The sequence below is a fragment of the Novosphingobium sp. CCH12-A3 genome, from assembly GCF_001556015.1.
Taxonomy (GTDB): domain Bacteria; phylum Pseudomonadota; class Alphaproteobacteria; order Sphingomonadales; family Sphingomonadaceae; genus Novosphingobium; species Novosphingobium subterraneum.
On record NZ_LSIA01000055.1, the window covers coordinates 1 to 2,285 of the forward strand.

At 63.1% G+C, this 2,285-nt stretch carries 1 protein-coding gene and 2 pseudogenes; 1 reads left to right on the top strand and 2 read right to left on the bottom strand.

The window, feature by feature from the left end:
- The first annotated feature begins 183 nt into the window (after nt 1-183).
- Nucleotides 184-486 (top strand): hypothetical protein, encoded by a 303-nt coding sequence (locus AX703_RS26410; protein ID WP_082734388.1) that lies wholly within the window; start codon nt 184-186, stop codon nt 484-486.
- On the opposite strand, the pseudogene AX703_RS04095 reads toward AX703_RS26410, so the two are convergent.
- Nucleotides 391-1,081: pseudogene (locus tag AX703_RS04095) on the bottom strand (pentapeptide repeat-containing protein). The gene AX703_RS26410 and the pseudogene AX703_RS04095 sit on opposite strands and share 96 nt — an antisense overlap.
- Nucleotides 1,082-1,393: 312 nt before the next feature.
- Nucleotides 1,394-2,143, bottom strand: a pseudogene (locus AX703_RS04100) (DUF3800 domain-containing protein); the annotation flags it as partial.
- Nucleotides 2,144-2,285: the final 142 nt, after the last annotated feature.

Below are 2,285 nucleotides of genomic sequence, written 5' to 3' on the forward strand. Positions count from 1 at the left end.
GACGCTCCGCCCTAGCGAGTAGAGCGGGTCGCCGCGGCGCCCGCGTGGGACGCGGGCGCCGGGCGCCCCCTTCCCTCCCCGCCTCGCCAGACTCCCGCAAAAACCGGTATGAACGCACTTCAACCCGGCCGCTCTGGCCCCGCTGCCGCAAGCAGAGCCATCGAAGGGAAAGGATCCCGGACCATGGCTGATCCTCAGATGATGCCAAGCGCCCTGCAGGTGGCGCGCGCGATGACTGAGGTGCTGCGCGCGAAGCTGAGTGTCTTAGCGGCTGAAAAGGTCACGCTCTCCCGCGAGGAAGCCGCGCTTTGCCTCGGTCTTGCCGAAGGCGTGACCGAAAGCCTGGAACAGGACGCACTTCAGGACCGGTTAGCCGCCCGGCCCTGCGACCTACCGGACATTGAGCCCCAATTCGCCCAGCAATTGCCCGGCCTGCTCGCGCGAGATGGTCGCCCCGCGAAACAGCCCCGCATCGACCAGGCGTAGCCCGCCGAGGTCGGCACCGCGCAGGTCTGAGCCCTCGAAGCGCCATCCGGCGACCAGCGCCTCGCGCAGCGAGCAGTCCTCGAACACCGTCATGCGAAAATCGCCCTTGCGCACATCCGCACCCGACAGATCGACCCGGCGCAGAGTTTCCTTGCGAATCGAGAAGCCCGGCAGCTTGGCAGAGACCAGCAGCACTTCCTCGAAATGGACGTGCATGGCGCGCGCTTCGGTAAAATCGGCGCCGGTGAGCTTGGAGCCGGTGAAGCGGGTCGAGGTCAGGCTGGCCCGGCGCATCGCGCAATTGTTCCAGTCGCCGCCAATGAATTTGGCCTCGCTGAGGTTCGCGCCCGAGAAATTGGCGAACGGTCCCCGGCAACCTTGCCAGACCGTACCTTCAAGCTTTGCCCCCGCAAGATCGCTGTGCCGCAGGTTGCAGCGTTCAAAGCGCGAGCGGGTGAGATCGAGCCCGGAAAGGTCGGCTTCCTCGAGATCGCAGTCGACGACCACCTGAGCCGGACCGCCGCAGAGCGGGACGAGATCGGCACGAACCAGTGTTCTTCCGACGAGGCCACGCGGGGGCAAACAGGTCGTCCATCACGCGCCCAACTCTTTCGCGGCCCATCGCCTGGCTTCGGCTCGGCCGGATTGGCACAATGTTCCGTTTGTCAATTGGCCGGGAGTGCGCATATAGGGGGCACAAGTGGACTGGGGGTTCCCGGTCGGCGTCATAGCCTCGGTGAGTTTCATCGGGGCTTTCGCTTACTTGGGGCGGGAAAACCTTGAGCCCCCAGTTCTCATAACCGCTGCCGACATTTTCGCGCCCGCCGTCGCAATAGAACTTGCGGGTCAGGACATCGAACGCGCGATTGTCCTGGCTCGGCCGCAGCACGCTCATGCCGATCGGCCGCGCCACCAGATCGGCCAGTTGCAGCCCGGATGAGTTCGCCTTCTTGTCGGCAAAGACAATCTCGAACGGCAGCGGTGCCCCAAGCTTGTTCTCGCCGTCGCAGATCCTGCGGAATTCCAGTTCGAGGTCCTTGTCTTCCTTCTTGCCGCGGCACTCGAAGACCACGTGGGTCTTCTTGGCGTCCTGGTTCTTCTCGATGAGAAACTCGTAGAGTGTCTCAAGGCAGAACCCGAGCGCAAGATGGTAGGGGTTGTCTCGCTCGACATCGCGCGCGCCGAGCCGGTGCTTGTCGATCACGCAGCTGATCAGGATGAAGTTGGACTTGTCGACGATGCCGCTGAGACCATCGATGAACCCCAGCTTCTCGGCCTCGTTGGCGAACTTGAAGGGACCCGTTTCCTTGCGGATTTCCCGCTCATGCAGGATCACGATGTCGTGGCCGAAGTGGGTGAATTTGAACTTCTCGAGCGCCGGGACAACCTTCTCGCTGTAGTGCTTCGTGTAGAAAACGCAGAATGCGAGGACGAACAGCGGATAGTTGGGATCGACGGTCTGCATGCCGTGATCGCCGCTTTCGTCGACATAGACGATGAAATTGCTGAAGCGCCCGGCAGGCGTAGTGGCGCTCTTGCGGTCTTCGACCACCGGGTCGAGATCGAGATCGAACAAGGAAATTGCTGGTCGGATGCCGTCATCGCGCAGTGATGCCAGCGCGGACCGTGCAAGCCAAGCCGGAGCGCGGTTTTCCACACACCACCCCCGTGCATAGCAAGCCTTGCCGCGCCCTTAAGGCCAGCATAGACTGACTCACGCGAGCCCACCCGGGGCCGCGTAAAACGAAGGAGATGCGCGAGAGGTCGAACGGGCAGCGTCGATCGCGAGAAATTGGAGA